At 51.7% G+C, this 24,453-nt stretch carries 28 protein-coding genes; 10 read left to right on the top strand and 18 right to left on the bottom strand.

All coding sequences use genetic code 11. From position 1 onward, the window contains the following. Nucleotide 1: 1 nt before the first annotated feature. From ftsE to ACH5Y9_RS06060, 4 genes are read right to left on the bottom strand one after another with little or no spacing between them, the layout of a single operon-like run. Nucleotides 2-658, bottom strand: coding sequence for a cell division ATP-binding protein FtsE (ftsE, locus tag ACH5Y9_RS06075; protein ID WP_445368926.1), 657 nt, complete (start codon nucleotides 656-658; stop codon nucleotides 2-4). 19 nt (nucleotides 659-677) lie between these two features. Beyond that, the gene (ftsY, locus tag ACH5Y9_RS06070) at nucleotides 678-2,645 is read right to left on the bottom strand and encodes a signal recognition particle-docking protein FtsY (RefSeq protein ID WP_445368925.1); all 1,968 of its coding nucleotides are present in this window, start codon (nucleotides 2,643-2,645) and stop codon (nucleotides 678-680) included. A gap of 4 nt (nucleotides 2,646-2,649) precedes the next feature. Then, a complete protein-coding gene (locus tag ACH5Y9_RS06065; RefSeq protein WP_033156570.1) occupies nucleotides 2,650-3,237 on the bottom strand; it encodes a hypothetical protein in 588 nt (195 codons plus the stop codon). After that, nucleotides 3,230-3,973, bottom strand: coding sequence for an SURF1 family protein (locus ACH5Y9_RS06060; protein ID WP_319962455.1), 744 nt, complete (start codon nucleotides 3,971-3,973; stop codon nucleotides 3,230-3,232). Before ACH5Y9_RS06060 ends, ACH5Y9_RS06065 begins: the two co-directional genes overlap by 8 nt. Between ACH5Y9_RS06060 and ACH5Y9_RS06055 the strand changes: the two genes are divergently transcribed. Continuing rightward, a complete protein-coding gene (locus tag ACH5Y9_RS06055; RefSeq protein WP_445368924.1) occupies nucleotides 3,966-4,319 on the top strand; it encodes a twin transmembrane helix small protein in 354 nt (117 codons plus the stop codon). The two genes, ACH5Y9_RS06060 and ACH5Y9_RS06055, sit on opposite strands and share 8 nt — an antisense overlap. A gap of 63 nt (nucleotides 4,320-4,382) precedes the next feature. On the opposite strand, the gene ACH5Y9_RS06050 is transcribed toward ACH5Y9_RS06055, so the two are convergent. From ACH5Y9_RS06050 to bioB, 10 genes are all read right to left on the bottom strand, one after another. Continuing rightward, nucleotides 4,383-5,258 carry a cytochrome c oxidase subunit 3 gene (locus ACH5Y9_RS06050; RefSeq protein ID WP_319962453.1) on the bottom strand — a complete coding sequence of 292 codons (876 nt, stop codon included), beginning with the start codon at nucleotides 5,256-5,258 and terminating at the stop codon, nucleotides 4,383-4,385. Nucleotides 5,259-5,269: 11 nt separating this feature from the next. After that, the gene (locus ACH5Y9_RS06045; protein WP_205450427.1) at nucleotides 5,270-5,812 is read right to left on the bottom strand and encodes a cytochrome c oxidase assembly protein; all 543 of its coding nucleotides are present in this window, start codon (nucleotides 5,810-5,812) and stop codon (nucleotides 5,270-5,272) included. Between the two features lie 155 nt (nucleotides 5,813-5,967). Continuing rightward, the gene (gene ctaD / locus ACH5Y9_RS06040; RefSeq protein WP_033156574.1) at nucleotides 5,968-7,584 is read right to left on the bottom strand and encodes a cytochrome c oxidase subunit I; all 1,617 of its coding nucleotides are present in this window, start codon (nucleotides 7,582-7,584) and stop codon (nucleotides 5,968-5,970) included. Between the two features lie 53 nt (nucleotides 7,585-7,637). Further along, the gene (gene coxB / locus ACH5Y9_RS06035; RefSeq protein WP_445368923.1) at nucleotides 7,638-8,768 is read right to left on the bottom strand and encodes a cytochrome c oxidase subunit II; all 1,131 of its coding nucleotides are present in this window, start codon (nucleotides 8,766-8,768) and stop codon (nucleotides 7,638-7,640) included. Between the two features lie 253 nt (nucleotides 8,769-9,021). After that, nucleotides 9,022-9,417: a bacteriohemerythrin gene (locus ACH5Y9_RS06030; protein WP_033156576.1), complete on the bottom strand. Its 396-nt coding sequence runs from the start codon at nucleotides 9,415-9,417 to the stop codon at nucleotides 9,022-9,024. Between the two features lie 54 nt (nucleotides 9,418-9,471). Beyond that, nucleotides 9,472-10,167, bottom strand: coding sequence for a dethiobiotin synthase (gene bioD, locus ACH5Y9_RS06025; protein ID WP_445368922.1), 696 nt, complete (start codon nucleotides 10,165-10,167; stop codon nucleotides 9,472-9,474). Continuing rightward, nucleotides 10,164-10,952: a malonyl-ACP O-methyltransferase BioC gene (gene bioC / locus ACH5Y9_RS06020; RefSeq protein WP_445368921.1), complete on the bottom strand. Its 789-nt coding sequence runs from the start codon at nucleotides 10,950-10,952 to the stop codon at nucleotides 10,164-10,166. The genes bioD and bioC overlap by 4 nt, the downstream gene beginning before the upstream one ends. After that, nucleotides 10,949-11,710, bottom strand: coding sequence for a pimeloyl-ACP methyl ester esterase BioH (bioH, locus tag ACH5Y9_RS06015; protein WP_445368920.1), 762 nt, complete (start codon nucleotides 11,708-11,710; stop codon nucleotides 10,949-10,951). The genes bioC and bioH overlap by 4 nt, the downstream gene beginning before the upstream one ends. Continuing rightward, entirely contained in the window at nucleotides 11,707-12,867 is a 1,161-nt protein-coding gene (gene bioF, locus ACH5Y9_RS06010; protein ID WP_445368919.1) for an 8-amino-7-oxononanoate synthase, read from the bottom strand. Before bioF ends, bioH begins: the two co-directional genes overlap by 4 nt. Further along, nucleotides 12,867-13,856 (bottom strand): biotin synthase BioB, encoded by a 990-nt coding sequence (bioB, locus tag ACH5Y9_RS06005; protein ID WP_445368918.1) that lies wholly within the window; start codon nucleotides 13,854-13,856, stop codon nucleotides 12,867-12,869. The genes bioF and bioB overlap by 1 nt, the downstream gene beginning before the upstream one ends. Nucleotides 13,857-13,926: 70 nt before the next feature. Here bioB and ACH5Y9_RS06000 point away from each other — a divergent pair, with 70 nt between their 5' ends. Continuing rightward, nucleotides 13,927-14,628, top strand: coding sequence for a ComF family protein (locus ACH5Y9_RS06000; protein WP_445368917.1), 702 nt, complete (start codon nucleotides 13,927-13,929; stop codon nucleotides 14,626-14,628). 9 nt (nucleotides 14,629-14,637) lie between these two features. Here the strand turns inward: ACH5Y9_RS06000 and ACH5Y9_RS05995 are convergent, their stop codons facing one another. Then, on the bottom strand, nucleotides 14,638-16,239 hold the full coding sequence (locus ACH5Y9_RS05995; protein ID WP_445368916.1) for an AAA family ATPase: 1,602 nt from the start codon (nucleotides 16,237-16,239) through the stop codon (nucleotides 14,638-14,640). 226 nt (nucleotides 16,240-16,465) lie between these two features. On the opposite strand from ACH5Y9_RS05995, the gene ACH5Y9_RS05990 reads away from it, so the two are divergent. From ACH5Y9_RS05990 to ACH5Y9_RS05975, 4 genes are all read left to right on the top strand, one after another. Further along, nucleotides 16,466-17,002 carry a flavoprotein gene (locus tag ACH5Y9_RS05990; RefSeq protein WP_445368915.1) on the top strand — a complete coding sequence of 179 codons (537 nt, stop codon included), beginning with the start codon at nucleotides 16,466-16,468 and terminating at the stop codon, nucleotides 17,000-17,002. Continuing rightward, nucleotides 16,999-18,393, top strand: coding sequence for a DUF6513 domain-containing protein (locus ACH5Y9_RS05985; RefSeq protein ID WP_445368914.1), 1,395 nt, complete (start codon nucleotides 16,999-17,001; stop codon nucleotides 18,391-18,393). The genes ACH5Y9_RS05990 and ACH5Y9_RS05985 overlap by 4 nt, the downstream gene beginning before the upstream one ends. 157 nt (nucleotides 18,394-18,550) lie before the next feature. Further along, nucleotides 18,551-18,913 carry a NifB/NifX family molybdenum-iron cluster-binding protein gene (locus ACH5Y9_RS05980; RefSeq protein ID WP_033156585.1) on the top strand — a complete coding sequence of 121 codons (363 nt, stop codon included), beginning with the start codon at nucleotides 18,551-18,553 and terminating at the stop codon, nucleotides 18,911-18,913. Next, complete coding sequence (locus tag ACH5Y9_RS05975) at nucleotides 18,910-19,281, top strand: hypothetical protein (protein WP_445368913.1); 372 nt, start codon at nucleotides 18,910-18,912, stop codon at nucleotides 19,279-19,281. The genes ACH5Y9_RS05980 and ACH5Y9_RS05975 overlap by 4 nt, the downstream gene beginning before the upstream one ends. A gap of 7 nt (nucleotides 19,282-19,288) precedes the next feature. Here the strand turns inward: ACH5Y9_RS05975 and ACH5Y9_RS05970 are convergent, their stop codons facing one another. Together ACH5Y9_RS05970 and ACH5Y9_RS05965 are read right to left on the bottom strand one after the other, a co-directional pair. Continuing rightward, on the bottom strand, nucleotides 19,289-20,365 hold the full coding sequence (locus ACH5Y9_RS05970; RefSeq protein ID WP_445368912.1) for a PA0069 family radical SAM protein: 1,077 nt from the start codon (nucleotides 20,363-20,365) through the stop codon (nucleotides 19,289-19,291). Between the two features lie 450 nt (nucleotides 20,366-20,815). Beyond that, complete coding sequence (locus ACH5Y9_RS05965) at nucleotides 20,816-21,223, bottom strand: flagellar basal body-associated FliL family protein (protein ID WP_033156742.1); 408 nt, start codon at nucleotides 21,221-21,223, stop codon at nucleotides 20,816-20,818. A 62-nt stretch (nucleotides 21,224-21,285) separates the two neighbouring features. Between ACH5Y9_RS05965 and nagZ the strand changes: the two genes are divergently transcribed. The 3 genes from nagZ to ACH5Y9_RS05950 are packed head-to-tail and all read left to right on the top strand — an operon-like array spanning nucleotide 21,286 to nucleotide 23,580. Continuing rightward, nucleotides 21,286-22,302, top strand: a complete 1,017-nt coding sequence (gene nagZ, locus ACH5Y9_RS05960) for a beta-N-acetylhexosaminidase (RefSeq protein ID WP_445368911.1) — start codon at nucleotides 21,286-21,288, stop codon at nucleotides 22,300-22,302. Then, nucleotides 22,295-22,840 (top strand): hypoxanthine-guanine phosphoribosyltransferase, encoded by a 546-nt coding sequence (locus tag ACH5Y9_RS05955; RefSeq protein ID WP_174843470.1) that lies wholly within the window; start codon nucleotides 22,295-22,297, stop codon nucleotides 22,838-22,840. Before nagZ ends, ACH5Y9_RS05955 begins: the two co-directional genes overlap by 8 nt. Beyond that, a complete protein-coding gene (locus tag ACH5Y9_RS05950; RefSeq protein WP_445368910.1) occupies nucleotides 22,837-23,580 on the top strand; it encodes an S-methyl-5'-thioinosine phosphorylase in 744 nt (247 codons plus the stop codon). The genes ACH5Y9_RS05955 and ACH5Y9_RS05950 overlap by 4 nt, the downstream gene beginning before the upstream one ends. Before the next feature lie 94 nt (nucleotides 23,581-23,674). On the opposite strand, the gene ACH5Y9_RS05945 is transcribed toward ACH5Y9_RS05950, so the two are convergent. Next, nucleotides 23,675-23,869 (bottom strand): hypothetical protein, encoded by a 195-nt coding sequence (locus ACH5Y9_RS05945; RefSeq protein ID WP_033156590.1) that lies wholly within the window; start codon nucleotides 23,867-23,869, stop codon nucleotides 23,675-23,677. Between the two features lie 122 nt (nucleotides 23,870-23,991). On the opposite strand from ACH5Y9_RS05945, the gene ACH5Y9_RS05940 reads away from it, so the two are divergent. Next, complete coding sequence (locus ACH5Y9_RS05940) at nucleotides 23,992-24,453, top strand: thiosulfate oxidation carrier protein SoxY (RefSeq protein ID WP_445368909.1); 462 nt, start codon at nucleotides 23,992-23,994, stop codon at nucleotides 24,451-24,453.

The following is a 24,453-nucleotide window of genomic DNA, read 5'->3' as shown; positions in this document are numbered from 1 at the left end:
GTCAACTCGCTATCAAATGGCCTTTATCGAGCGTCAATACTCTATGGCCGAGATGATTAATCAACTCTATATCGTGGCTGGCTATCAACACCGTCACCCCGACTTGTTTGAATTGCTCGAACATGAACATCACTTCGGCAGACAGATCCGGGTCCAAGTTGCCCGTCGGCTCGTCGGCCAGAATTAATTTAGGTTTATTGACAATGGCTCGGGCGATACCTACGCGCTGTTGCTCCCCACCGGACAGGGCCAAGGGATGTTTCCTTTCCTTGCCTAACAGACCCACTTTATCCAAGGATGCCCGCACCCGCCGCGCCACTTCCTGATGGTTATAACCCGAGACCACCAATGGCAGGGCCACGTTATCGAATACCGTTCTATCGTTCAGCAGTTTGTAATCCTGAAAAATCAGGCCCAGATTACGACGCATGTAGGGGATCTTCCGTTCGCCGATGCGCGTAATATCCTGGCCATCCAGCAACACGCTGCCGCGCGTGCATTGCTCCATCATCGCGATTAACTTCAGCAAGGTACTTTTACCGGCACCGGAACGGCCGGTTAAAAATGCCATTTCGCCGCGTTGCAAATGAAAGCTGACATCGGTCAAGGCTTCGCCGGCATCGGGATAACGTTTGCTTACGTGTTCGAATCTCAACATGGTATCTGGCTACTGCGCATCACTCTTGAACAAACAGGGCATCGACGAAAGTTTGCGCATTGAAATCCTGCAAATCGTCAATTTGCTCGCCCACACCGATAAAACGAATCGGAATATGCAGTTGATTAGCCAGCGCGAATATAATGCCACCCTTGGCGGTGCCGTCCAGCTTGGTCAAGGCAATGCCGGTCAGCTCTACCGCTTCGTTGAATAGTTTAGCTTGCGACAAGGCATTTTGCCCGGTGCCCGCATCCAGTATCAGCAATACCTCGTGCGGGGCTGACTCGTCCAGTTTGCCCATGATCCGTTTGATTTTTTTCAATTCGTCCATCAAGTTGGACTTGGTATGCAAACGTCCGGCGGTATCGGCGATCAATACATCAACGCCTTTGGCTTTGGCTGACTGTAAGGCATCGAAAATCACCGATGCGGAATCGGCGCCGGTATGCTGCGCCACGACTTGAATATCGTTGCGCTCGCCCCAGGTTTGCAATTGCTCGACTGCGGCGGCCCTGAAAGTATCGCCCGCCGCCAACATGACGCTATGGCCTTGTTGCTGCAAGCGTTTGGCCAGTTTACCGATCGAAGTTGTCTTGCCGGCACCGTTAACACCCACCACCAAAATTACGAACGGCCCATCTTGTTTGGGAATTTGCAACGGCAGGCTGCAAGGTTCCAGCATCGCTAACAAATTTTGCTTCAAAGTTTGGCTCAATAATTGGCCGTCGCTGAGTTGATCGCGCTCCAAACTATCGGTCAGCTGTTTAATCAATTGCGTGGTGGTTTCGATGCCCAAGTCGGCCATCAATAATTGGGCTTCAATGTCGGCCAATAACTCCTTGGTCAGCGCCTTTTGCCCGAATGCCAAGCTGCTCAGTACCCCGCCCAGGCCGGTTCTGGTTTTTTTCAGCTGAGTGGTTAAACGCAAATATAAAGAATCTTCGCTGATTATCTGCGGTTCTTCCGCCGGGGCCGGTTCAGCCGGAACAGGCTCCATGGCTTCGAAGGCTACACTTTCGTCCTCTGTTCCCGTGCTATAACGGCTGTAAAACAAAATCCCCAGCAACGGCAACATCAGCAACGCAGCGACCGCATTATGCGCAACGGCCAACGCCAGTGGCAGCTGGTACTTGACGCTAAAAATCCCTAGTGCGATCTGCAGCAATAACAGCATACTGAGGATATTTCCCGCCAACCGCACCGGTTTTGGATGGCGTTCCGAAGTTGCGGACAACATCAAAGCGCTGAGTACCAGGAAAGTGAAAGCAGCCAAAACGCGATGCAATGCCTGTATCGCCATTTTCGCATCGGCGGAAAGACCGCTGTCCCTGAACAGATCCAAAATACTCAGATAATCGCCGCCCGGTAACCATTCGCCGTTACAGCGCGGAAAATCGCTACACGCTAGGCCGGCATAGTTGCTACTGACCCACCCGCCCAGCACAATCTGCGCCAGCAAGACCAGTATCGCCAAACCGGTAAATAGGATGGGGCCGGAACGAACCGGCCTTGCTTCGGCAGCCGGATTAAGCCGCAAATAGCTCCAACCTAAAGTCCAAAACGTAAAAAAACCCAACAACAGATGCGCGGTTACGACGCCGGGTCGCGTGCCGGATGTCACCGTCCACATGCCCAAACCGGCTTGCCCGGCTATCAACAGCAATACCAGAGTGGTCAGCATGACTGCAGGCGAACGCGGTTTTTCCCTCCACGCCAATCCAAACCAAACCAACGCTAATAGCGCCAAGCCGCCAGCCAAGTAGCGATGAGCCATTTCTTTCCAAGCTTTTGCGGTATCCAAGGCATACTGCGGAAATCCAGCAGCCGCATCGACTTTAAATTCCGCGCTATCGCTGACGAAAGCCTTGCCGTAACAACCAGGCCAGTCCGGGCAACCCAAGCCGGCGTGGGTAAGGCGAACATAGGCGCCGACCAGTATGACGAGCAGCGCCAACAACGCGCAGCACAGAGTTAATTTTCTGAACATATTTCTAACCGATTTGTGAAATTCTGAGTAACTTGCTTAAGTCGCTTTTGACTTGGTAAGGATCGTAGCCTGGGGCATATTGCATCATCAGATTTCCTAGTGGGTCCATAATGATCAGCATGCCTTCCGGCAAGGGCTGCGCGTTTAATTGGGTTAACTTTTCCTTTAAGGAGACGGCTGGCAAGGCTTTTAATAAGCGTCCGTCATCGCGCCATTCCGCCGGCAGCTGATAAGTTTTTTCAAACAACACCGCCAAGCGACGAATCCGGGCAATATCTTTACCCATCATCAATGTCAGTTGATGGGTTTTATACAGGGCATCGCGACAGGTTTCCCCGCAGTCCCTCGGCACAGGATTGACCAACACCCAATGGCCTTTCAACTCCTGCATATTTTGCGCAGAAAATGTGTCGTAACCGGAAAACTCATCAGCCGAGGTTACTTGCGGTGGAGTGATCAGCACGCCATTGTTGGTGCCTAGCCTAACGATGTCCGGATTTTTCGCCAAAAACCACGCAAACCCAAAGGGCACGATGGACATGGCGAATATCACTACGATGGTGATGCGGTTTTTTTTATATTGATTATCCACGGTGTATTTTTCGACTACTAATCCAAATAAATAGGGCTGTTAAGGTCAGCGCTAAACCGAACCATTGTACTGCATAGGCCCTATGTTTTTCAGGTGGGATTGCCACAGCAATCTTCCATTGCCGTTGATAGCCATCGGGCTGCGCCGAGTCGAGTTCGATCTGATAATCGGCCAACGCATATCCCAACCTATCCGCCAAGAGTTGGCTATCTATTACTTGTACTCTGACCGGCCAAGTTTCCCCCGGAATTTCCGCGCCTTTTAATTTCAGACCTGGCTCAGGAAAACGGTTAATTCTGCCACGTACTTGCTGCGTCACAGTGCTGATACCAATGTCCGGCAAAACTTCGCGGGAAGCGCCTAACGGAATCCAACCACGGTTCACTAATATGCCAGGCTGACCGCTATCGGGCAAAAACGGCGTTAAAACCAGGTAGCCGGGTTTGCCGTTTAGCGTTTGGTTATCGATCAAAACCTGATGGTTAATATCGTAGTGCCCAGTCACTAAAACCGGTCGATAGCGCAAAACATCCTTATCTATTCCGGTTTGAGGCGTTAAATCCAAGGCTTCCGCGTTGGCAACATCTTGCTGTTGCGCCAGTAAAACCGCCTTCTGTTCGCCGCGTCCCAGTTGCCAAACCCCCAAACCGCACAACAAACCGAATAACAGCAGGTATCCGCTTAGTGCGAGTAATGAACAACGGAATTCGATACCCCGCATACTAAATTTGATCATCGGTGACTGCTCCTGGGTGGATATGTGCTATTGGCAAGCGTACCTGAATCGCCGAGAATGCAGGTTTTTATTTATTATTGCCGCCATGCTCATCAAAACGCTCACTATCGTCGCATTCCTGGCCATCGTCATCAGCCTCGGGTCCGCGCTGTTTCATATTGTCAAACACAAGGAAGACAGCGATTCGGCCAAGACCGCCAGGGCATTAACCATGCGTATCGGTCTCTCGCTGACCTTATTCGTCCTACTTTTCATCGCGTACGCCACAGGCATGGTTCAACCCCACGGCATCGGTGCCCGCATGCATGCCAACCAAAATCCAGCAACTGCAACGTCAAACCCTTAAAAATCGGCAAAAAAAAAGCGCGATCCGCAAAGACCGCGCTTTTTCCGGTTTGATTAACAGCTGTTACATCATGTAAACAAACACAAACAGACCCAACCAGACCACGTCGACAAAATGCCAGTACCAAGCGGCTGCTTCAAAGGCAAAGTGGTTTTCCGGCGTGAAATGACCTTTCCAGCTTCTGAACAACACGACCGATAAAATAATTGCGCCGACACAGACATGGAAACCGTGAAAACCGGTCAACATAAAAAAGGTTGAACCGTAGATGCCCGAACCCAGAGTCAAACCCATTTCATGGTAGGCTTCGTAATACTCAGTTGCTTGAAATCCCACGAACAAAAAGCCCAAACCAACAGTAGCGATCAAACCTTTGATCAGTTGATCGCGATTTTTTGCTAACAAACCGTGATGCGCCCAAGTACAAGTTACACCGCTGGACAACAGCAACAAGGTATTCAGAAACGGTAAACCAAACGCACCCATCGGTTCGAAATCACCACCTACTTTACCGGGACCGTTGGTAGGCCAAACCGATTGAAAAGCCGGCCACAAAGTATCGTGTGTCGAACGGCCCGGCCCGCTTGGAAAGCCGGTTTCACCCAGCCAAGACACGGACAAATTACGTGTGTACCAAAGTGCACCAAAGAAAACGGCAAAAAACATGACTTCGGAAAAAATGAACCACATCATGCCCATCCGATAAGAAATACCGACGCCGTGGTTGTACATACCGGATTCGCTCTCGGTGGATTGCAAGGCAAACCACAACCCCAGCATCACCAAAAAAATTACGAAACCGGTCAACATCATGCCGGAACCAATCGACGAACCGTTCAGATGATTAGCAAACCCCGCCAGCGTCATCATCAAACCGCCGGTAGCCAAAACCGGCCATACGGCTTTATGCGGTATGTAATAACTATCGTGTGTAGACATATCCTTCCCCTCTATTTTTTACTGATGTTAGTGTTATCAAAAAAAGTGTATGCAAGCGTGACGGTCTTATAGCGTTCGGGTAACGCCGGCTCTACAACGAAACGGACCGGCATGGTTTTTTCTTCGTTTGCTGCAAAAGTTTGTTCAGAAAAGCAAAAACACTGAGTCTTTTTAAAAAACTCTGCCGCCAAGCCGGGAGTAATACTAGGTATCGCTTGGGCAATCATCGGCTTGTTAGTGGTATTTTTGGCATAAAAATTAACGGTGTAGTATTCACCGGGATGCACTTTCATGCTTTTCACTTCTGAACGGAACAACATCGGAGTGGACTCGTTTAAGGACGTGAGAAACTCGACAGTCACCTCCCTATTTTTATCCACCTGATACGCCGCCTCCTGAACCGCTTGACCTTCAACTTTACCGTTCAAACCGGTTAAATCGCAAAGCACATCGTAAAGTGGCACCAGAGCATAACCAAAACCAAACATGGCAATTGCGACAAGCGCCAGCTTACGGACCAACTTGATATTTTTTTGCCCAATATCGTCGCTCATTGCGAGATAGCCTTAATAACCGCAAATACGTATATCGTAAAGGCCACCGCAAACAACACCAAAGCGGTCAAAATGTTTTTCTTTTTTGTATCCATTTCATTACCCAATAAGCCATGTCAAATGACATGGCTTATTTCAGTCACTCATTTCAAGCCTTAAAAATGCTCGGTAGGGATTCTCGCCGGCGGTGTGCTGAAGGTGTGATAAGGCGCAGGCGAAGGTACGGTCCATTCCAGACTGTGTTTGCTGGCATCTTCCCAAACCTCGTCACTCACTTTTTCGCCGGTTCCACCGCGGATGGTGTCGATGACGATGTACACAAACAACAGCTGGCTAAAACCGTAGATAAACGCACCAATACTGGACACCATATTCCAATCGGCGAATTGAATCGCATAATCGGGGATACGACGCGGCATGCCAGCCAAACCCAGGAAATGTTGCGGGAAGAACAAGATGTTTACCGATACCGCTGACAACCAAAAATGCAGCTTGCCGATTTTCTCGTTGTACATATTGCCGGTCCATTTAGGCAACCAAAAATATCCGGCAGCCATCAGAATGAAAATAGACGCAGGCACCAAGGTGTAGTGGAAGTGGGCAACGATGAAATAGGTATCGTGGTATTGAAAATCTACCGGCGCTACCGACATCATCAAACCGGTGAAACCACCCATCGTGAACAGCACCACAAACGCAATCGAAAACAGCATCGGCGTTTCAAAGGTCATAGAGCCCTTCCACATCGTAGCGGTCCAGTTGAACACTTTTACGCCGGTCGGAATCGCAATCAGCATGGTGGCGTACATAAAGTACAACTCACCGGCGACTGGCATACCCACGGTAAACATGTGGTGAGCCCAAACGATGAAAGACAAGAAGGCAATCGCACCGGTCGCATACACCATAGAGGCATATCCAAACAGCGGCTTACGGGCAAATACCGGAATGATGGTCGACGCCACACCGAAGGTCGGCAGAATCATGACATACACTTCAGGGTGTCCGAAGAACCAGAAGATGTGTTGGTACAACACTGGGTCACCACCGCCGGCTGCATCGAAGAAGCTGGTGTCGAAGAATTTGTCGGTCAACAGCATGGTTACCGCACCGGCAAACACCGGCATGATAGCGATCAACAAAAACGCAGTGATCAACCAAGTCCAGACGAACAATGGCATTTTCATCAAGGTCATGCCAGGCGCGCGCATATTAAAAATGGTGGCGATCACATTGATAGCACCCATGATGGATGAGATACCCAACAAATGCACAGAGAAAATAGCGAACGGGAAGGATTTACCGTTTTGGAAAACCAAGGGCGGATAAAAAGTCCAACCACCCGATGGCGCGCCACCTTCCATGAACAAAGTGCTGGCCAACAACAATACGCCTGCCACCAACATCCAGAAGCTCATGTTGTTCATCCGTGGCAAGGCCATATCCGGCGCACCGATCATCATCGGAATCATCCAGTTTGCCAAGCCAACGAACGCCGGCATGACGGCGCCGAACACCATCACCAAAGCATGCATGGTGGTCATGGAGTTAAAGAAGTTTGGATCGACAAATTGCAGGCCTGGCTCGAATAATTCAGAGCGTATAACCAATGCCATGGCACCACCGACAAAAAACATTGCCAGGCCGAATACCAGATACAAGGTGCCTATATCTTTGTGGTTGGTGGTAAATATCCACCGTAAAACGCCCTTCTCAGGGCCGTGATCGTGGTGATCGTGATGATCATCATGTTCAGCTACGACAGCAGTCATACTTTATACCTCAGCAAAAATTAGAAAATGAGTTCATTGCGAAAATCAGTGAATTACTCATCATCGTCCCATTTAGGTGTGATTTTATTAGGCTGAATCTCATCACCCACGTTGTTACCCAATGCCGGCGCGTTTCTGATGTAAGTGATCAGTTCGGCCAATTCGTCATCCGGCAATTTTTTGAAGGCCGGCATTTTGCTCGTACCTGCCTGAATAAAACCAATCAACTGATCCATATTGCCGGTGACTTTCGCGCTGCCTCGCAAAGCGGGGAACCAACCGGAGATGCCGTTACCATCGATCTGGTGGCAAGCAACGCAGTTTTTCAGATAAACAGATTCACCTTTTGCCATCAGCGTGTTGCGGGTTTGGTCGCTCAAATCAGGTGCTTGGTTCTGTTTCTCCAGAGTTGCTTTCACCCAGGCGTCGTATTGATCCTGTTCCATCGCCACCACCACCACAGGCATGAAGCCATGGTCTCGACCGCATAGCTCGGTACATTGGCCGCGGTAAGTGCCTGGTTTATCAACTGAAGTCCAAGCTTCGTTGATAAAACCGGGGTTGGCGTCTTTTTTCCAGCCCAGATCAGGCACCCACCAGGAGTGAATCACGTCGCCAGCAGTAAACAGAAAGCGGATTTTCTTACCGACCGGCACCACCAGCGGCTTGTCCACGTTCAACAAGTAATTGGGGACGTTACGCGGATCCATGGAACTGACCCTATGAGTTTTTTCGCTGGCCTCGTCTAAATGGCTTTCGAAATGCACGCCGCTATCCAAGTATTCATACTCCCAATACCATTGTTTACCGGTGACTTTAATGCTCATCTCTGAGTCCTGCACCTTGTCCAAATCGATTACGGCTTTGGTGGCAGGAATCGCCATACCCACCAGAATCAGGGTAGGAATGATGGTCCAGATGATCTCAACAGTCGTATTCTCATGGAACTGCTCAGCTTTATGACCTTTTGATTTACGATGATGGTAGATCGAATAAAACATCGTGCCGAACACCGCGATCCCAATAAACACGCAGATCCACAGAATCAGCATGTGCAAATCGTACAGCTCGTTGCTGAGTTGCGTCACGCCCTTCATCAGGTTGAGTGTGTAGTCCGCATGCGCGGTCCCCAGGCCGAAAGCCATCAAGACCAGACAAGCGAGCAGTTGCTTTGTTTTCTTCACGGAGCAGCCTCCCCATTGGTAGTTATAAACTTGTATGCGTTATATCTTCGTAATATCGTCGCCAACCCTCAAAGCCGGTGAACAATTCCATTTACTGATAATTATCATAAATTAACTGGGCAATTTTAACCCATGACTCACCCACAAACCAGAAGAGGTTTTCCCGTTTGTTAAAAATACACATAAAAAAGGCTTGAGAGCATCACTGCTCGCAAGCCTTTTGTTGCGTAATAGAGACAGATTTATGCTGTCATTACTTCAATGCTTCAGAATACGCCATGTCGAATTTAGGAATATGGCTATCCAACCAGCTTTTGACCAATTGCCCCACGTCTTCGGTGACTTCGGCTTCGCCAGCATGAAATTTTTTCTGTAAATCCGCGCAGATACCGATCAACGCTTCGTGCTCGGCTTTGTGCCTATCATAACCAGCAAAGCCCTTTGCCACCATTTCCTTTTCTTCGTGAGCAAAGTGATCAACCACATAGGCAATCAGTGCATCCAGCGAAGCGCCAACGGTTGCGCGCGCGGCGCCGCCCGTGGCTTCATCGTACAGTTTATTCAGCAAACCGAACAAGGTTTGGTGCTCTTGGTCGGCAAATCCGACATTAGTGCCATATTGAGCCGCAGTCCAAGTAATTAAAGCCATATAACGTCTCCTGGTTGTTTTTGTAATGGAGTCGTCATTTTGAACATCTGCTCTTCATTTTTTTTGATTTACATCAACTTTTTGCCAGTTTGGCAAACTCAATTTAGCCGCCAACAACTCAAAATCGCCGGCAGCCGAAAACGGCAAAACCCCTAATAGAGGAGCATCCAGACGCTCACGTAAATACGTTAAATTACCGTCAAAACCCGGCATAGCCTGATCAATTTGCACCACCACCCAACCGGCACAAGACAAGCCGGCCTGGCGTATGGCCGACATAGTCAAGCGCGCATGATTGATACAACCCAGCCTGACACCCACCACCAGAATCACCGGCAAACGCAAGGCTTGCGCCAGACCGGCGTTGTCCAAAACCCCGCTCATTGGCGAATACCAACCGCCTGCGCCTTCTACCAGCACCACATCAGCCCGTTGTTGTAAGCGGGTAAATCCATCTGAAACAACATCCACTGAAACATCTACACCACCGCAAGCCAAATGCGGGGATATTGCCGCTTCAAAAGCGTAGGGATTGATTTCCCGGTATTCCAGTGACACCGAAGCGTATTGCTGCATCAGTAGCGCATCGGAATTTTTCAGCATCCCGTTATGCCATTCACAGCCGGCGGCCACCGGCTTCATCCCCACCGTACTCAAGCCTTGCATTTGCAGGTAACGCATCAAGGCAATCGTCGTCCAGGTTTTGCCGACGTTCGTATCCGTACCGGTAATGAAAAACGCGGATGTCATAAGCTGGCCCGCACGACAATAATTTCATAGCTGGCTACTATTTCACCGCCTACCATACTGTTCTCGTAGCGCCGTATCATGCGCTGCAATTGCGAACGGGTGGTGGGTCGCCGATTTCTGGCATCGCTAACATTATGCGCCCCCAGGTCTTTTAGCTCATGCATCAAGGCCAGTACCGTGGGGTAAGATAAACGATACATCACAGTATCCACATCCACCCGCCCAAAATCAGCAGCCCTTAAAAAACCGCCAATCTGCCCCGCACTATAAAAATCGTTAACATGAACAAAGTCGTCGACACCGGTCCAAGCGGCTTTCAATTCTTTTAAGGTTTCCGGACCGAAGGTTGAAAATACCAGCTGCCCATCCTGACGCAATAATCGCCGCACATCAGCAAATACCGCCGGCAAGTCCTGACACCACTGCACGGCCAGATTCGAATAAACTTGTTGCAGACTGTTATCCGCAAAAGGTAGTTTTTCGGCATCGGCACAAACATATTCTACCGATACAGCACCGTTGTTCCGTCGCGACGCTTGCAGCATGGGCAATGCAATATCCAATGCCAAACAAGCCTGATTCAGACCATCTAACGGCAAACATCGCGTCAAAAAACCGGTGCCGCAGCCAATATCCAACACCCAGCCCGGTGCGGATTGCAACGGATATTTTTGCAGCAGGGCTAATCCCACCTGGCGTTGCAACATCGCCGCCGAATCATAACTCCCAGCCGCCGCCGCAAACGAATGCCTAATTTTGGCTTTATCCAACACGGCAAAACTCATTCAGCCGCAGCAACGATGTCGCATAACTGCTGAGCGTGCGATAAAAACGGCACATGTCCGGCATTTGCGAGGAGATGTAGTTTGACGCGCGTATTTAAAGTTTTTACAGCTTGCCCGGTTTGTACCGGAATCAAAGTATCTTTATCGCCTTGCATGACCGTGATCGGACAGTGCAAGCCCACCACGGACTTGCGCAAATCGCTATTTTTCAGAATTTGCAAACCACCCTGCAACGCATCGCGCGCCGGCGCATCGCACTCATGTACTGCCAAGCGCAATTGCTGCAATAACTGCCGGCTCTCAGGCAAGCCCTGCACTTGCAAACTCAAAAAGCGTTGCAAGGTCAATTTCGTGTCATCGCTAAGTTGGGCGACAAAACCATCCAACACCTCCGGCCTCACTCCCGGCCAATCGGCAGTCTTAACAAACTTCGGATTGCCTGATAACAAGAACAGCGACTGCACGCGGTCCGAACAGCGCGCCGCCATATCCAAAGCCACCGTCGCGCCCAGCGACCAACCTAACACGCTAAAGCGATTGACCGGAATCGCATCGAATAAAGCGGACGTAATAGCCGACAGGTCATATGCATCCAAACCGGCACTGCGACCATGACCGGGTAAATCCAGGCAAATCACCTGGCGATGCCGAGCCAGTTGCCTGGCAAACTCGCGCCAAATACCGCTATGCATCGCCCAACCGTGCAGCATGACCAACGGTAATCCCCGGCCGTATATTTCTCTATGAATACCGGTCATGGCAAAGCCTTGGCCAATGCATCCAGCAACGCATCGACCTGCTGTTCGGTGTGATTGGCGGAAAAAGTGATCCGCAAGCGCGCACTGCCGGGCGGTACGGTCGGCGGCCGAATCGCGCTTACCCAAAACCCTTGTTCCAGCAAGCACTGACTAGCCGCCAAGGCTTGGCCGCTTTCGCCGATCAGAATGGGTTGGATCGAGGTAAAAGAATCCATCAGTTGCAAACCTTGCTGTTGCGCACCTTGCCGGAAACGGCGGATTAGATTTTGCAATTGTTCGCGGCGCCAGGACTCACTTTGCAACACCCGCAAACTGGCGCGAGTCGCCTCGGCCAGAGCCGCCGGCAAGGCTGTCGTGAACACATAACTCCTGGCTTTTTGAATCAACATCTCGATCAAATCCTCGGAACCGGCCACGAAGGCGCCGAAGGTCCCAAATGCCTTGCCCAAAGTCCCGATTAGAATGGGTACGTCATCCTGACTCAAACCAAAATGCTCGACAACGCCGCCGCCGTTTTTACCGAGTACGCCAAAACCATGGGCATCGTCGATCAGTAAACCGGCATGATGTTGTTCGGCCAACTCGACCATCGCCGGCAGCGGCGCCAAATCGCCGTCCATACTGAATACACCGTCGCTGACCACCAAAGCCTTGCCGGCGGCAGTAGACAACTTGGCTCGTAAGTCCTCGACCTCCACGTGTCGATAGCGCTGAAAACGCGCCCGTGACAACAGACCGCCGTCCAACAGAGAAGCGTGATTCAAACGGTCCTCCAGCACTGTATCGCCGCGACCCAACAATGCCGAAATCACGCCGAGATTGGCCATATAACCGGTCGAAAATAGCAAGGCTCGCTCCCGACCGGTAAAGGCCGCCAATTCTTCTTCCAAAGCATGATGCGCGCTACTGTGACCGCAAATCAGATGCGCAGAACCGCCGCCAACTCCGAAGCGATCGACACCAGCTTTAAACGCTGCAGCAACCTCAGGATGATTAGCCAGCCCCAGATAGTCGTTACTGCAAAAATTGATTAGCTGCCGGCCATCGACATTCAGCGTAATGCCTTGCGGACCATCGACTACCCTGCGGCGCCGATATAGGTTATCGCGCTCCAGCTGCCGCAGCTGGCCGGCAAAGTCGTAGAAATTATTGGCCATTAGGCGTAGCTGGAACCGCCCATTTTAACGCCCAAACGTTCGAACAATTGCTGGTCGTGGTTAGTCATCGGGTTATCGGTGGTCAGCAGTTTATCGCCATAGAAAATCGAGTTGGCGCCGGCCAGGAAACACAAAGCCTGCATCTCGTCGCTCATTGCTTTGCGGCCAGCCGACAGGCGTACCCGCGACTGCGGCATTAGAATTCTGGCCACAGCGATGGTACGCACAAACACGATAGGATCCAGCGCTTCGGTGCCGTGCAATGGCGTACCTTCCACCTGCACCAACATATTGATTGGGACGCTTTCCGGATGCTTGGGCATATTCGCCAGTTGCAACAACAATTTGGCGCGGTCAGTTTGCGATTCGCCCATTCCAACTATCCCTCCGCAGCATACATTGATGCCGGCATCACGTACCCGTTCCAGCGTATCCAAACGGTCTTGATAAGTGCGGGTGGTGATGATTTCCGAATAGTAATCTTCCGAAGTATCCAGATTGTGGTTGTAATAATCCAGGCCGCCGTCCTTCAAGGCTTGGGTCTGCTTATCGCTGAGCATACCTAGCGTTACGCAAGTTTCCATACCCAGCGCTTTCACGCCCTGCACCATTTCCACGACTCTTTCGATGTCTCTGTCCTTCGGACTACGCCAAGCCGCACCCATGCAAAACCGCGACGCGCCCTGCTCCTTGGCTTGCTTCGCGGCTTTTAAGACGGCGTCAACAGGCATCAAAGCTTCCGGATTTAAATCGGAGTCGTAGCGCGCACTTTGCGGGCAATAGCCGCAATCCTCGGAGCAGGAACCGGTCTTGATGCTTAACAAACTGCTCACCTGGATCTCATTGGGATCGAAATACACCCTGTGCACGCTTTGCGCCTGAAAAATCAAATCGTTAAACGGTAGCGCCAGCAAAGCTTCGACTTCGTGTAATTGCCAATCGTGACGGATGGTGGCCGTTGATTCCAAGGGTTTCTGGCTTGCAGACATTCTGATAATCTCCGAAAAGTGAGGACAAAACCGGCGTCGGACACCGACTCATCAACCTGTATTTAAAATTATGGTAAACAACTGGCTGAACATTATACAGAAGAAATTGCTGCCGCCACGTTGTGTGTTATGCGCAAGCCCGGGATACGGCGATTTGGATTTGTGCCTGGGCTGCTTGACCGACCTGCCGCGCAATCTTTCGTGCTGCTACCGTTGCGGAGAACATTTCGAGACCGCGATTGATATACCGCAACTCTGCGGCCGTTGTCTGAAGAAATCGCCGGCCTTCGACGAGACCTATGCGCCGTTTTTATACCAAAGCCAGATGCGCTATTTGATCGGCCAATTAAAGTTTGCCAACGATTATAAAAACGCCCGCTTAATCGCGGCCCTGCTGGCCGAGCATATTGCCGATAGCGCGGAACTGCCGGATTGTCTGTTACCCGTACCGTTGCATCCCAAGCGCTACCTCGAACGTGGCTTTAATCAGTCGATAGACATTGCCCGGCATTTATCCCGGCAGCTCCGCATTCCGCTGGATTTGCATAGCTGCGTTCGCCAGCGCGATACCGGCCACCAAACCGGCTTACCTGCCAAGCAACGCCGGAAAAACATGCGCCTGGCTTTCAAGATTGTTAAGCCACTGAAGTTTCATCATATTGCAATCATTGATGATGTCATGACTACCGGCGCTACAGCCTCGGCGCTGGCCGCTACGCTAAAACAAGCCGGAGTTGGCAAGGTCGATGTCTGGGTTTGCGCGCGAGCCTAAAATACCGTCTCAATTATCCCGGACGGCCGAGGCCGCCAGCGGTAAATCGGAATTTTGCAAGGCATTAAGAGCAGTCAGCAACTTTTCACGCCGTGAGCCCAGCAGTTGAAAACCGTGCATCAGCATCGTGATCTCATCCTGCAAATTGTGTTGATCGACGCCCATGACATTTAAAGCCTCGACCGTCGACGCCAGCGCCAACTCGTGCCGACTTTGGTAAGGCCGTTTAAAGCGGGTCTGAAAGCCATCCCGCAATTTTTGCAGCAATTCTTCGAAATGCTGTTCGGTGAAATCCTCGGCCTGCATGCGTTCCAGCAACACCTGTTCGGCGTCGAATACCTCGGCGTGAAAAGCCTGCCGATAAGCCGTGCATAATTGTTCCACCAAGTTTTTATGCTGTTCTTGCTGTCCTTGTAGCTGCGCCACCAATCGCGCCGCATTTTCTTCCAGGCTGAACATTGGCCGTTGATAACGCATCGCATGCAAAGCCTCCAGCGTCGCTACCAATTCAATCAATCTGGGCTCGGCATAATTTTCGGTTTCCAGCCAACGATAAAACAGCGGCTTGAAGGCATTCGGAAAACGGCCGAATTGCTCGCAGTAGGTTTCTACAAATTCGCCGATAAAGCGTTCCAGCGCCGGTTGGTCGAGCAGTTGCTGCTTCATCGCCAACAACAACCTCCGACTCAACTCACTGATACTCATTTCCGCTCTATCAGCAGGACTTAGCGAGTTAACCGGCTCAGCATCGGCATCATCACCCACAATTTGCCTGGTCGGCGTAGCGCTTAACAGCCTTTGCCAGTACTCCACCAACCCGGTACCTGCGGTTTCGCACCCGATGTGCTTGATAATATTATCCGCCAAGGCCAACAAACAGCGACTGGCCGGGGAGTTGACGGCCAAATCCACTACCGACATCTGCAAAGCCACGGCTTTGGGCAGATTCTCGTCGCGAATCACAAAGCCGCCGTACTCCACTTTCAATTTCAAGCATTTTTCCGCCACGGCGGCAAACCGCCGATAGGTATCGGTCGCAGCCGGGTAATCCACGGCCTGATTGACCACGACGCGCAGGCTGCCCGTATACTGGCGGGTATTCAAAGACTTCAGCAGCGCAAAGGCATCGGTTAGCGCCGCAGGATCACCGCTGACCACTAAAAAAGTTGATTGCGCCAATTCGATAAAGCGCAACAGCGTTTCGGTATGCGTCGCAGCCGTGTCGATCAAAAAATAATCGAATTGCGTTTCCAGATCCGCCAACGCAGCGGCCAGCCTTTGTGTCTGCTCGGCGGAGACCGGCGCACCCCCCATTAGATGCGCAGCTGACACGACGCCCACACCGTCGCCGGTTTTCAGCAACACCTCAGCAATGGCCTTTTCACCGCGTAACACCTGCTCCAAGCGATGTGCCGGCCGCAGCCCGAGCAAAGTAATGATATTGGACAAGCCGGTATCGACATCGACTACGCAGACCCGCTTGCCGCGCAAAGCCATTGCCGCCGCTACGTTAGCCACCACACTGGTTTTACCGACGCCGCTCTTAGCTCCGGCAAACACGATAATGTGCGGTTTTGATGGGCCCTGTTCTGAGATATATAAACTGTCCATGATGGCAATGAAATAGGCTGTTTAGGTCGCGTATAGATCGGCAAACCAAACCAGCCGAATTCGAGCAATATTGTAAGCCCAATCTTATAAATTCATGAATTCATACAACAAACCAAATTGTAAATGTCGGCACATAAGCGACAGCCCGGACCGTATCGCCGGCGAATGGTCGATTAGCCACCTTCTTCACGTATAATGCTCTGTCCACAAAACGACTACACATGCCATGACCACACCGCGTCTCGCCTGGGCTATTACCGGCTCCGGACACTATATAGAAGAATGTCTTGAATACATGCTGACGCTGGATAATGTTGATTTGTATTTGAGTCAGGCCGGCGAAGAAGTCTTGAAAATGTACGGTATTCGCCTGGACGACATCCGCGCCAAGATACCGGTATATCGCGACAAAGCCGCCTCGGCGCCACCGGTTGGTTTGTTCTACAAAGGTTATTACCACACCTTTGTCATGGCCCCCACCACCTCCAATACCATCGCCAAATGCGTGTTGGGCATCGCCGATTCGTTGGTCACTAACCTGTATTCCCAGGCCGGCAAATGCCGCGTGCCCAGCATCGTTTACCCTTGCGACACCCAGCCGGAGATTGAAACCACCGCGCCCGGCAAGAAAAAATTCATGGTCTATCCGCGCCCAATCGACCTGGAAGCCACCGACAAAATCCGCAGCTTTCCTTACACCCAAGTGGTTGATGATGTCGAGCAGCTAATCGTCGCCGTCAACACGCGATTAGCCAATCTATGACCGAACGCATCCTGTTCATCACCGGCCGACTGGCGGAGAAACAAGTCCGGCAAGTATTGGAAAAAATGCAGCCGGACTTTCAATACAAGGTGTATGTGATGGGCGTCACGGTGGCGGCGTTGATTACCAGCGACATGATCATCCGTCGCATGCCTGACGCGCAAGGCGCAGATCGGGTGATTTTACCGGGCCGCTGCCGCGGCGACCTGGATGCTCTAGCCCGACATTTCGGCGTGCCCTTCGAGCGCGGTCCGGAAGAAATTAAAGACCTACCCCAGCATTTTGGCATGGCTGCCCAGCATTACGACCTCAGCCAATACCAAACCAAAATTTTCGCGGAAATTACCGACGCGCCCAGCATCAGCGTCGAGGCAGTCGTCGAGCGCGCTTATTACTACCAAGCCAACGGCGCGGATGTGATCGACATCGGCTGCCTGCCCGGCACGCCGTTTCCACATCTGGCTGAGTGCATCCTCACCTTGAAACAAGAAGGCTTTACCGTCAGCATCGACTCGCTGGAAGACGCCGATCTGCTGGCCGGCGGCCAAGCCGGCGCCGATTACATGCTGAGCTTGACCGCCAAGAGTCTATGGATTGCCGACGAGGTAGCGACCACGCCGATTCTGATTCCGGAAACCCACGGCGACTTGAGCACGCTGGATAAAGCCATCGAAATCTTGAGTGCGAAAAACCGCGCCTTCATCGTCGATCCTATCCTCGATCCAATCCACTTTGGTTTCACCGACTCCATCGTCCGCAATCACGAATTCCGCCGCCGTTACCCGGACCTGGAAATGATGATGGGCGTCGGCAATCTCACCGAACTGACCCACGCCGACACCTCCGGCATCAACGCAATGCTGCTAGGAATATGCTCGGAGCTGAACATCAACCATATTTTGGCGACGGAAGTAAGCAAACACGCGCGCCGCGCGATCAAGGAAGCCGACAGCGCCCGCCGCATCATGTACACCGCCAAGCAGCACAATACCCTGCCCAAGCATATCGCGCCGGATTTGCTGACCGTGCATGACAGCTCGCCGTTTTTGAACAGCCGCGAGGAAATCGAAAGTTTGGCCGCGGAAATTAAAGACCCCAGCTACCGCATTCAGGTCAGCAGAGACGGCATTCATGTATTTAACCGCGATGGCCTGCACACCGCACAAGACCCATTTGATTTATACCCCAAACTGCACGTCGAAACCGACGGCGGCCACGCCTTTTATTTGGGTGTGGAACTGGCCCGAGCCGAGATAGCCTGGCAGTTGGGCAAGCGCTTCACCCAGGATCAGCAATTGAGTTGGGGCTGTGCCGCGCAAGGCACCGAGCCGGCGGTGGATTTACATACCTTCAAACCCGCCGGCAACACCTTAAAAAAGCACGAAGACTAAGCCGTTTGTCGGCTGCACTTGTCGTAAACTCGACAAAGCCTCAATCCGGCTTTGCGTTAGTCTCGCCAAACCCCCGCTATTTCGGCCTCAGTTCATTTGGTATTGGTCTTGCTTGTTTCTTGGCTAAATCCCAATCACCCGAACGAGACCCTCGCACATGCCCGAGTTTCCGTTAAAACTGGCGGTCGCCACCAAGGACAACATTTCCATCAACGAACATTTCGGCCATGCCACGAAGTTTTCCGTGTATAGCGTCTCCGAAGCCAGTTGCGAATTATTAGAAACCCGCGAAGTGGCCAATTACTGCCTGGGCCAGCATGCCGACGAGTCCGCAATGCCCGGCATTTTGGCAACCATTAAAGACTGTTACGCTGTGTTCGTGGCGCGTATCGGCGACGGTCCCACCGCCAAAGTCCATGCCATCGGCGTGCGCGCGGTTTCTGAATACGCCTATGCGGCGGTTGAAGAATCCTTGCTGGACTATGCCAAGCGCACCGCAGCCGGCGAGGAGATCGGATGACCCCTGAGCATGTGCAGCAATGGGTAAAAGATCACCCCCTCAGTCCGATTCACGTCGATTGCGCGGTGACGGTGATGCTGAAAATCATCGATGGCAAATGCAAAATGCGCCCGACCGAAAAAGTAGTGATGGCGCTGCTGTACGACTGCGTCAAACACTTGCCCGGGCAACTGCTGCAAGCCGATCTACATCGCTTGATTGCAACCGCCCGCACTCGCGAAGACTACGAAGCCCTGAAAAATCTGATTTACGAAAAACGTCTGATGGCGGAAACCGCGATTTCCCGGCCGGTGATGAAAGGCTTTAAAGCCATGATCCGCGAGCAAGGCTTGCTGGAGCACCGGGATGTAGAAGAAACGGAAGCCTAAGTCGCCTTCAATCGAAAAAATCGAAGCTCATCTGTCCGCCCAAGCTTGGTGGACGAAATAAATCGCTACGCAACGCCGGTAGCGAACCGGTTAAATCCAGCTTTCTGCTGATTAACTTGAAACGCTGCGCCAGCAAATCGGCGTAACTGCCGCTGCCCGTTTGGCGTTGATGAAAAGCCGCATCATAGGCTTTGCCGCCCCGGCTATCCCGCACCCGGTTCATCACATGTTCAGCTTTCAACGGGTAATTTTGTTGCAACCATTCTGCAAATAAATCCGCCGTTTCCAAGGGCAGGCGCAGCAGTATGTATTGCACGCTTTGCGCGCCGGCCGTATGAGCCGCGCTGACGATGCTTTCCAGTTCGTAATCGGTGAGAACAGGGATTAAAGGCGCCAGCATCACGCCAACCGGAATCCCGGCTTCCCGTAAGCGCGCTACTGCCTCCAAACGACGTTGCGGCGCAGCGGCGCGCGGCTCCAGTGTCCTAGCAAGCGTTCTGTCCAGCGTCGTAATCGAAAGATAAACCGAGACCAAACCTTGCCCCGCCATCGGCGCTAAAAGATCGATGTCGCGTTCGATCAAGGCCGATTTGGTGACGATACTGACTGGATGCCGGGTCTCTGATAGCACTTCCAAAATTTGCCGCATGATGCGCTGCTGCCGTTCCAGCGGTTGATAAGGATCGGTATTGGTACCCAAAGCCAGCGGCGCGCAACGATAATTGCGTCTGGCCAGCTCTTCGCGCAACAACCGGGCCGCGTCGGGTTTAACCAGAATTTTGCTCTCGAAATCCAGACCGGCGGAATAACCCAAATAGGCATGGGTCGGCCTGGCAAAGCAATAAATACAAGCATGCTCGCAACCGCGATACGGGTTTATCGACCGATCAAACGGAATATCCGGTGAATCGTTATAGGTAATCACCGATTTGCTGCTATCGATAATGACTTCGGTGGGCAACGGCGGCAACGCTGCATCCAAACAGCCCCAGCCGTCGTCTTCAGCCTGCCTGTTCAATTTTTCAAACCGACCGACTGCATTACTGATACTGGCGCGACCTTTGTAAATTAATGGCTTAGGCATAGCATCATCTTCAAGCAATTGATAACTGGGCAAAGGGATTATACCCAGCACGCGCCAATCTCCAGATAGTCGCACAGATTTTGCCACCCGACATTGGCTTTACCGGTTCAGCGTCTAATCTTACATCCGCTCTTGAACGCTCATCAGACGAAGACCAGACAAACGATGAAAAAGCCGCTGATTAAATATACCACCGGGTTAAACTAAATTTATCTGCTGCCAAATCGACGGTAACGGCGGTTGCTATCAAAACGGCCTCACTGGCACACTCATTCTGGCAGGGAGCTATCTATTGAAATGGGAGCGCCGACCGCGAGAAAAATCCAAGCCTCATAACCGTCAAGAACACAAAGGCGAACGGTATTTAAACAACGGGAAAATCACAGCGCAAAAAAAAGCTCGCATCGCTGCAAGCCTTAGTTTTGTTTGGAACAATAATGACCGCGGCGTCTAGTTAATTAAAAACTCCGAGAAAAACACATCGCGAAAACCGTCGCTATTTTGAATTTTGCTCAACAGATCAGTTATCACTTGTTTGGTTTTCAAGCGTAAGGCTTCGCGCTGTTCCATGCTTTGCAGGTCGGCACTTTTCATACCGCTAAGCATCATTATCATTTCATGACGCAGAACCGGCATGTGCTTTTTAATGACTTCCAAATGATCGGCACCTTCCACCAGTAACTGCACGTTCAACATCAGGTATTTTTTGGGCTCGGCCAGATTGACGGTAAACTTGGGTTTCATCTCCAGATACTCTATGACCGGCCCGGCGCTTTCGTCGGCTTTTTTCTCGCCGGAGTTAGCCCAGGTCATCGCCGGCAACAGCATCAAACTGATCAACAAAATAAATGTTCGCACGGATTCCTCATATAATGTAGTGACTACACCAAAAGTATATTCCAATTTCGCCATTTGACACCATGAAACCACAAGCTATCGGCCCGGTCATGATCGACATCGAGGCCCACAGCCTCAGTGCGCTGGACAAAGAAAAAATCGCTCATCCCAATACCGGCGCCTTAATCCTATTTTCCCGAAACTACGACAATCCTCGACAAGTCGCTGACTTAATCAAACAGATCCGCGCTGCACGCAACGGTGACATCCTGATCGCCGTCGATCAGGAAGGCGGCCGCGTGCAACGCTTTCAAAATGGCTTTACCCGCCTGCCGGCCGCGGCTTTTTACGCCGAGCAACCTGAGTTGGCAGAAGCTGCCGGCTGGCTGATGGCCAGCGAACTGCTGGCCGTGGATGTGGATTTCAGCTTCGCGCCGGTATTGGATGTGGATTGCGGGGTTAGCGAGATCATCGGTAACCGCTCGTTTTCCCAAGACGCAAAATTAGCCGCAGAACTGGCCGGCGCATTTCGGCAAGGCATGCGCAGCGCCGGCATGGCTGCCACCGGCAAACACTTCCCTGGTCACGGCGCGGTGGCACTGGATTCGCATTTGACGCTACCCGTCGACGAACGCGATCTGGAAACCATCCGCCAACAAGATTTACTGCCGTTCAAACAATTGATAGCGCAAGGCCTGGAGGCCATCATGCCGGCTCATGTGGTTTATCCGCAAGCAGACCGCTATCCGGCCGGTTTTTCCAGCTTCTGGTTACAGACCATTTTGCGCGGCGAACTGGGTTTCGATGGCGCGATCTTCAGCGACGATTTAAGTATGGAAGGCGCGGCCAGCATAGGCGATTTCACCGAACGCGCCGGCCTTGCCCGGCAAGCCGGCTGCGATATGCTGCTGGTTTGCAATAATTCGGCAGCCGCCGAACAAGTGCTGGATAAACTGCCTGTCAGCCAAAACAGCAAACGCGAGCAACGCCTGCAAGCGATGCGCGGCAAATGCCAGCTCGATAAAGACGCCCTGGCAAAAAGCGACAAATGGCAAACCATTTCCAAACAAATCACGGAGTTTTATGAATCCCATGCTTGAAGAAATCGGCATTGTTAAACAGCAAGCACTTTTGCTGCACAGCGCCGACGAAGTCGAAGCGGCGTTGGATAGCATGGCGGCGGCGATCACCGACAAACTGCAAGACAGTAATCCCTTGGTGTTATGCGTCATCAACGGCGGCATCATCGCCACCGGCAAGTTACTGCCGCGTCTGGACTTTCCGTTGAATCTGGATAGCGTCCACGCCAGCCGTTACCGCAACGCCACCTCGGGCAGCGACATACATTGGCTGTTCAAACCGACTACGCCATTGGCCGGCCGCACGGTATTGGTAGTGGACGATATTCTCGACGAAGGCCATACCTTACAAGCGATAGTCGAATATTGCCGGGAAGAAGGCGCCAGCACCGTTTATACCGCTGCGCTGTTCGACAAAGACCTGCAAATCACCAAACCTATCAAGCCCGACTTTATCGGCCTCACTGTCGCCAATCATTACTTGTTCGGTTACGGTATGGATTACAAGGGTTATCTTAGAAATGCGCCAGGCGTATTTGCCTGCAAGGAAGTGTTATGACATTGGCAATCATCGGCGGCACCGGCCTCACCCAAATCGAAGCACTCACCATCACTGGTGAAGAACGCCTGACCACGCCTTTCGGCGAACCTTCTGCGCCTTATTTGCTTGGCGAGCTAAACGGCAAAAAATTGGTGTTCCTGGCCAGACACGGCAATCCGCATCGAATCCCGCCGCACAAGATCAACTACCGAGCCAATATCTGGGGCTTAAAGCAGTTAGGGGTTACCGAGATTATCGGTGTCGCCGCGGTCGGCGGTATCGGCGCGAAAATGGCACCGGCCGTTATTGCCATTCCGGATCAATTAATCGACTACAGCTACGGGCGGGAGCATACGTTTTTTGCTGACGATTTGGAGCATGTCACGCATATCGATTTCACCGAGCCCTATACGCCTTCATTACGCGCCAGAATTATTCAAGCCGCGCAACAGGCAAACATTTCCCTCACCCCATCAGGCACTTACGGCTGCACCCAAGGGCCAAGGCTGGAAACGGTTGCCGAAATCAAACGCATGGCTAACGACGGTTGCGACTTGGTGGGCATGACCGGCATGCCGGAAGCCTCACTGGCGCGGGAATTGGGTTTGGCTTATGCCAACATCTCGGTGGTTGCGAATTGGGCGGCTGGTGTGGTGGAGGGTGAAATCACCATGGCCGAGATCGAGAAAAACTTGGAAGTTGGCATGGCCAATGCCATCGCCTTGTTGAAAGCAACCGTATTATTCAACGACTATTAGAAACGGAAACGGATTTTGACGAGGCCCGGATGCCCCGCCAAAATCCGCGAATTTGGGAAACGTAGATTACATTTCCCGAACCTTTGCAAAGCGCTTATCTTTTCGTGCCACCGCTGTGAAGTACATCATTGCGGTAAGCTGAGTTGGCGGAGTCTTCGGCGATATTTTTTGCCGCAGTAGCATATTTATCATGCTCGGCATTTTTTACCATCAGTACGGCGCCAGCCGCCAGTACGACAGCAATGACGATATAGAGCCAGAAATTATCTTTTTCTTGTACTTCACTCATTTTGTACCTTCCTTTTGTTGTTTGTGATGGTGGTGCTGAAAAAATTTCAACGGGGCAAAAGATAACAAACGGAAGCTTATATTTTTTGATATACATCAAACTTTTTATGGTTATTAAATTCCATGCCTAGCGCCCGCCGCCTATTTTTAAAGCATGCCGGTATTCTGATTGGGGGAGCGTTACTGGCAAGCAAATCAGCAAACGCACTTGCTGAGAGACTGCCCAAGCTTTTTGCCGCCGACGATTTCGCCAAAACCTACTCGACACTCGTCAATCAGCGCACCGTGATCGATAGCGATAAAATCAATTTGATCCTGCCGGAAATTGCCGAAGACGGTGCGGTAGTGCCGATTAGCGTCGCTAGCGAGCTGGAAGGCATCGAGAAACTGTATCTATTCGCCGATAAAAATCCTACGCCGTTGCTGATGGAATTCGAACTCACGCCACTGATAGCACCCTTTCTTACCGCGCGGATTAAATTAGCCGAATCTTGCAACGTGATTTTGCTTGCCGAACACAACGGTGAATTACTGCGCACCAGTCGCTGGGTCAATGTAATGCGCGGCGGTTGCGGAACAGGTTGA

Source organism: Methylomonas sp. BW4-1, from assembly GCF_052474385.1.
The sequence above is the reverse complement of the archived record's forward strand: the minus strand, read 5'-3'. Positions and strand labels throughout refer to the sequence as shown.

Excerpts from the sequence above, each read along its gene's own strand:
- ACH5Y9_RS05950 (WP_445368910.1), top strand. The coding sequence starts at position 22,837 with ATGACATTGGCAATCATCGGCGGCACCGGCCTCACCCAAATCGAAGCA.
- ACH5Y9_RS05945 (WP_033156590.1), bottom strand. The coding sequence starts at position 23,869 with ATGAGTGAAGTACAAGAAAAAGATAATTTCTGGCTCTATATCGTCATT.
- bioC (WP_445368921.1), bottom strand. The coding sequence starts at position 10,952 with ATGAGTTTTGCCGTGTTGGATAAAGCCAAAATTAGGCATTCGTTTGCG.
- ACH5Y9_RS05970 (WP_445368912.1), bottom strand. The coding sequence starts at position 20,365 with ATGCCTAAGCCATTAATTTACAAAGGTCGCGCCAGTATCAGTAATGCA.
- ACH5Y9_RS06060 (WP_319962455.1), bottom strand. The coding sequence starts at position 3,973 with ATGATCAAATTTAGTATGCGGGGTATCGAATTCCGTTGTTCATTACTC.
- bioD (WP_445368922.1), bottom strand. The coding sequence starts at position 10,167 with ATGACATCCGCGTTTTTCATTACCGGTACGGATACGAACGTCGGCAAA.
- bioF (WP_445368919.1), bottom strand. The coding sequence starts at position 12,867 with ATGGCCAATAATTTCTACGACTTTGCCGGCCAGCTGCGGCAGCTGGAG.
- ACH5Y9_RS05975 (WP_445368913.1), top strand. The coding sequence starts at position 18,910 with ATGACCCCTGAGCATGTGCAGCAATGGGTAAAAGATCACCCCCTCAGT.
- ACH5Y9_RS06045 (WP_205450427.1), bottom strand. The coding sequence starts at position 5,812 with ATGAGCGACGATATTGGGCAAAAAAATATCAAGTTGGTCCGTAAGCTG.
- ACH5Y9_RS05990 (WP_445368915.1), top strand. The coding sequence starts at position 16,466 with ATGACCACACCGCGTCTCGCCTGGGCTATTACCGGCTCCGGACACTAT.
- ACH5Y9_RS05940 (WP_445368909.1), top strand. The coding sequence starts at position 23,992 with ATGCCTAGCGCCCGCCGCCTATTTTTAAAGCATGCCGGTATTCTGATT.
- ACH5Y9_RS05955 (WP_174843470.1), top strand. The coding sequence starts at position 22,295 with ATGCTTGAAGAAATCGGCATTGTTAAACAGCAAGCACTTTTGCTGCAC.
- ACH5Y9_RS06050 (WP_319962453.1), bottom strand. The coding sequence starts at position 5,258 with ATGTCTACACACGATAGTTATTACATACCGCATAAAGCCGTATGGCCG.
- ftsY (WP_445368925.1), bottom strand. The coding sequence starts at position 2,645 with ATGTTCAGAAAATTAACTCTGTGCTGCGCGTTGTTGGCGCTGCTCGTC.
- ACH5Y9_RS05995 (WP_445368916.1), bottom strand. The coding sequence starts at position 16,239 with ATGGACAGTTTATATATCTCAGAACAGGGCCCATCAAAACCGCACATT.
- nagZ (WP_445368911.1), top strand. The coding sequence starts at position 21,286 with ATGAAACCACAAGCTATCGGCCCGGTCATGATCGACATCGAGGCCCAC.
- ftsE (WP_445368926.1), bottom strand. The coding sequence starts at position 658 with ATGTTGAGATTCGAACACGTAAGCAAACGTTATCCCGATGCCGGCGAA.
- bioB (WP_445368918.1), bottom strand. The coding sequence starts at position 13,856 with ATGTCTGCAAGCCAGAAACCCTTGGAATCAACGGCCACCATCCGTCAC.
- ACH5Y9_RS06030 (WP_033156576.1), bottom strand. The coding sequence starts at position 9,417 with ATGGCTTTAATTACTTGGACTGCGGCTCAATATGGCACTAATGTCGGA.
- ACH5Y9_RS06000 (WP_445368917.1), top strand. The coding sequence starts at position 13,927 with ATGGTAAACAACTGGCTGAACATTATACAGAAGAAATTGCTGCCGCCA.
- ctaD (WP_033156574.1), bottom strand. The coding sequence starts at position 7,584 with ATGACTGCTGTCGTAGCTGAACATGATGATCATCACGATCACCACGAT.
- ACH5Y9_RS05985 (WP_445368914.1), top strand. The coding sequence starts at position 16,999 with ATGACCGAACGCATCCTGTTCATCACCGGCCGACTGGCGGAGAAACAA.
- bioH (WP_445368920.1), bottom strand. The coding sequence starts at position 11,710 with ATGACCGGTATTCATAGAGAAATATACGGCCGGGGATTACCGTTGGTC.
- ACH5Y9_RS05980 (WP_033156585.1), top strand. The coding sequence starts at position 18,551 with ATGCCCGAGTTTCCGTTAAAACTGGCGGTCGCCACCAAGGACAACATT.